Origin of the sequence: Marinifilum breve (assembly GCF_003202155.1) — a bacterium.
GTDB lineage: Bacteria > Bacteroidota > Bacteroidia > Bacteroidales > Marinifilaceae > Marinifilum > Marinifilum breve.
Window position 1 is genome coordinate 1 of record NZ_QFLI01000024.1, and the last position, 3,875, is coordinate 3,875.

A 3,875-nucleotide genomic window follows, 5' to 3' on the forward strand; every position below is an offset into this window, starting at 1 on the left:
GCACTTGTACAAATAAGTACCAAGCTAATAGTTAAAACCTTTTTTATCATTTTTGCTTGCTTAATAATTGTTCTATCAATTTACTTTGCTTGTCTAATTGCTTTTGTTGTTCTATGGTATACAAAGTCAACTCCTCAATCTTCTGCAAAAGTTTTTGGTTCATTTCAGATTGATTCACTCCATTCTCTTGCATTTCTTTGGCAGGTGCAACATCAGGCAGGTGCTTGTTTTCTCGTACAAAACTTTCAACCTCTTCTAAAGAGCGCAGTTGGTAATCCTCTTCGAATACAAAGTCGGCACCTTGCATGTCTACTTTTAGTTCTTGAGCGCGAATGGTTCCAATTACATCTAACTTATAAGCAGGACTTCTGGTTCCAAAACCTATTTTGCCATTTCCTTTGTAACATACATGAGTATCTGTATCTATTCCCGTATTCCATATAACTTCACCTAGAGGTACTTCAACAGCCTTAAAGTAATCGACATATGAATACCCTCTCACCATAAAAGTAAAGCCAACATGATAACCTGGCGTTTTTATATAAACATCATAACCTTTACTATCAGCACTCCTGTATGCATACCAGTTAAAATCATTAGCTGCATCTCCATGCAAAACAATCGTTGGTTTTTGATCCGAGTTAATATTTTGGGGAAATGTAAAATGAATTAACCCGCCACCCTTTCCGTGGTAATCTTGATACATTACGGTCCCGGAAATTCCTCCTCTGCTCCAACCATTATCATTTATATGGAAAAGTTTCAACCATTCATGCTTGTTGGTATGATTATAATATTCGAAAAACTTTATTTGTGTTGCGGCTATATCTCCAATTACTGTTTGTGTTTTACCACTAATAACAAAGGTCAAACAGAATAAGATAATTGATAGTTTTTTCATGATTACTTATTGTTTGATGTTCTTTTTTATCTCTCCAGTTATTTTTTTCAATTCAGAGTTCTCTTCTTTCAAAATTTTCAATTCTTTAGTTTGAATTTGATTTAGCTTATTCTGCTCAATCACATAAAGCGTCAACTCCTCAATCTTCTGCAAAAGCTTCTGGTTCATTTCAGATTGATTTACCCCATTCTCCTGCATTTCTTTCGCAGGTGCAACATCGGGCAAGTGTTTGTTTTCTTGCACAAAGCTCTCAACTTCTTCCAAGGAGCGAAGTTGGTAATCCTCTTCGAATACAAAGTCGGCACCTTGCATGTCTACTTTTAGTTCCTGGGCGCGGATGGTACCTTTAACATCGAGTTTGTGATTTGGAGAGGTAGTGCCGATGCCCACATTGCCATTATCCTGCCATTTACCTTGAGGAAAGTAAATGTTACCCGCAAATCGATTTTCATAAGGAACTGTTACAACTTTGGTGCTATTTAATGATTCATCAGTTACAGTCCACCCCTCAAACATACTTTCACTTTCACTTTTCCCAAAGGCAAAAGCACGTATTGTAAAACGATTATAATATTTTCTATCATTAATAAAAATTACCGTTTTTCCATTTTCAACAGCCAACTTAATTTCAGGTATGTATCCTCCGTATGATGATAGTTTAGGTCTAATAAAATTTCCATCATAAACATACCAGGTTAATGATAAACCTATCGGAGTTTTTGTGCCATAACAATAACCTTCAATAATTATGGTTGGCATTCCTAATCCATGTTTAAAAGGAATATTGGTCTTTATTTTAACTCCATGATTAGGTGTACCATTATAATAGTAATTTACAACTGGATTGTACACTTGTGCTTTTACACACAAAGCTAGAGCAAAGGCAAATAGTAGTAGTAATATTTTTTTCATGATTATTTTGTTTGTAATTTTTCAATCAATCCTTTTAGTTGGTCAACCTCCTTCTTCATTTCCTTTAATTTAAAATTCTCCTTTCTTAATACTTTTAATTCTGAATTCTCTTCTCTCAGGGATTTTAATTCCAGAGTTTGAATTTGATTTAGCTTATTCTGCTCAATCACATAAAGCGTCAACTCCTCAATCTTCTGCAATAGCTTTTGGTTCATTTCAGATTGATTTACGCCATTCTCCTGCATTTCTTTTGCGGGTGCAATATCTGGCAGATGCTTGTTCTCTTGTACAAAGTTTTCTACTTCTTCCAAGGAGCGCAATTGGTAATCTTCTTCGAATACAAAGTCGGCGCCTTGCATGTCTACTTTTAGTTCCTGGGTACGGATGACGCCTTTAACATCGAGTTTGTGATTTGGAGAGGTGGTGCCGATGCCAACATTACCCGAACTGTTTATTCTTACCATCTCGCCATTTGAATTTGTCCAAGACCACTCCCCATGTATAGAACCAATTTTGAAATCAGACCTTGTATTTTCCGGTAAATACCAAAAATGTCGCTGAGCTGTTCCATTTTGCAATGTTATTCCACCTTTAGTAGTATTTCCTTCTGTATTTATAGTTAGTTTTGAATCTGGCATTCTTATTCCAACACCAATATTTCCATTAGGTTTGAATGTTACGGTTTGTTTTCCTCTTGTATATGAATAAAAAAAGTAATCATCTTGATAATTTCCTACTACCCAACCAGTATTAATGTTTCTGTTACTTATTCTATAACTAATACTTGATTCTGTTCCAGTTGTATTTAATAAAGAAAACATTCCTCCTCCTCCTTTATCACTATTTAATTCGAAAGGATAAACCGGATTTTTTGTACCAATTCCAACTTTCCCACTTGTAGGAAAAGTGTTTGTTTGCGCAATGACAGAACTCGATATCAATACAACAAAAAATAGAAATAGTAGTTTTTTCATGGTAAATTTTAGTTTTAATATTTTACAATTGTCTTTTGAACAGATAACCAATTATTAATAGCTAATGCGTACCACTATTCTTCTTTAACAGTTTCATCTCATTTTCCAATTGTTCATTTTTTTTAATTAATGCTTCTGTCTTTTTATTCTGCTCAATCACATAAAGCGTCAACTCCTCAATTTTCTGCAAAAGCTTTTGGTTCATTTCAGATTGATTCACTCCATTCTCCCGCATTTCTTTAGCAGGTGCAACATCAGGCAGGTGCTTGTTTTCTCGTACAAAACTTTCAACCTCTTCTAAAGAGCGCAGTTGGTAATCGTCTTCGAATACAAAATCGGCACCTTGCATGTCTACTTTTAGTTCTTGGGCGCGGATGGTTCCTACCACGTCAAGCTTGCAATTGGGATCATCTGTTCCGATACCCACATTGCCATATATTCCAATTTTTGCAAAATCAGAATGATAACCTACATCTGAGTCCCAATCCCTATTTATATATAGTACCCCATTATAGGAAGCATTAAATGCAGCTAAAGCTGATTTCCCTTGAATACGATATTTTAAATCCCCTGAAGAAGAGTTGGTTCCAATATTTATGTTTCCATAAACATCTAATCGATATTTAGGTGTTGTTGTTCCAATTCCTATATTTCCATTCTCATCAATTCTCATTCTTTCAATCGATTTTGAATCAGAATTATTCCTGGTTGAGAAATAAAGAATTCCACTAGTAGTATTATTTGATATAGCTCCTAGTTTAGCCATATCCGTCATGTTAGCTTGTGCAAATTGTATCCACAAGCCCTCCCAAGCTCCACCACCCAAATCATATAATCGTAATCCTTCTTCGATACTATAACCACTACTGGCAATTTCTAACTTTGAATTTGGATATTTTGTCCCGATTCCAACATTCCCATCCTTATAATGAAAATTCTCCGCAGTTCCCGATGTTGTCTTAATCTGTCCGTTTTGAGAGAAAGCACTTGTACAAATAAGTACCAAGCTAATAGTTAAAACCTTTTTTATCATTTTTGCTTGCTTAATAATTGTTCTATCAATTTACTTTGCTTGTCTAATTGCTTTT

4 protein-coding genes are annotated in these 3,875 nt (G+C 34.9%); all 4 read right to left on the reverse strand.

Going from position 1 to position 3,875, the window contains the following annotated elements; all coding sequences use genetic code 11:
* Nucleotides 1-46: 46 nt before the first annotated feature.
* Nucleotides 47-901, reverse strand: a complete 855-nt coding sequence (locus tag DF185_RS22830; RefSeq protein WP_110364056.1) for a hypothetical protein — start codon at nt 899-901, stop codon at nt 47-49.
* A gap of 6 nt (nt 902-907) precedes the next feature.
* Entirely contained in the window at nt 908-1,813 is a 906-nt protein-coding gene (locus tag DF185_RS22835) for a hypothetical protein (RefSeq protein WP_110364058.1), read from the reverse strand.
* A gap of 2 nt (nt 1,814-1,815) precedes the next feature.
* Nucleotides 1,816-2,787: a hypothetical protein gene (locus tag DF185_RS22840; protein WP_110364060.1), complete on the reverse strand. Its 972-nt coding sequence runs from the start codon at nt 2,785-2,787 to the stop codon at nt 1,816-1,818.
* Between the two features lie 61 nt (nt 2,788-2,848).
* Nucleotides 2,849-3,820, reverse strand: coding sequence for a hypothetical protein (locus DF185_RS22845; RefSeq protein WP_110364061.1), 972 nt, complete (start codon nt 3,818-3,820; stop codon nt 2,849-2,851).
* Nucleotides 3,821-3,875: the final 55 nt, after the last annotated feature.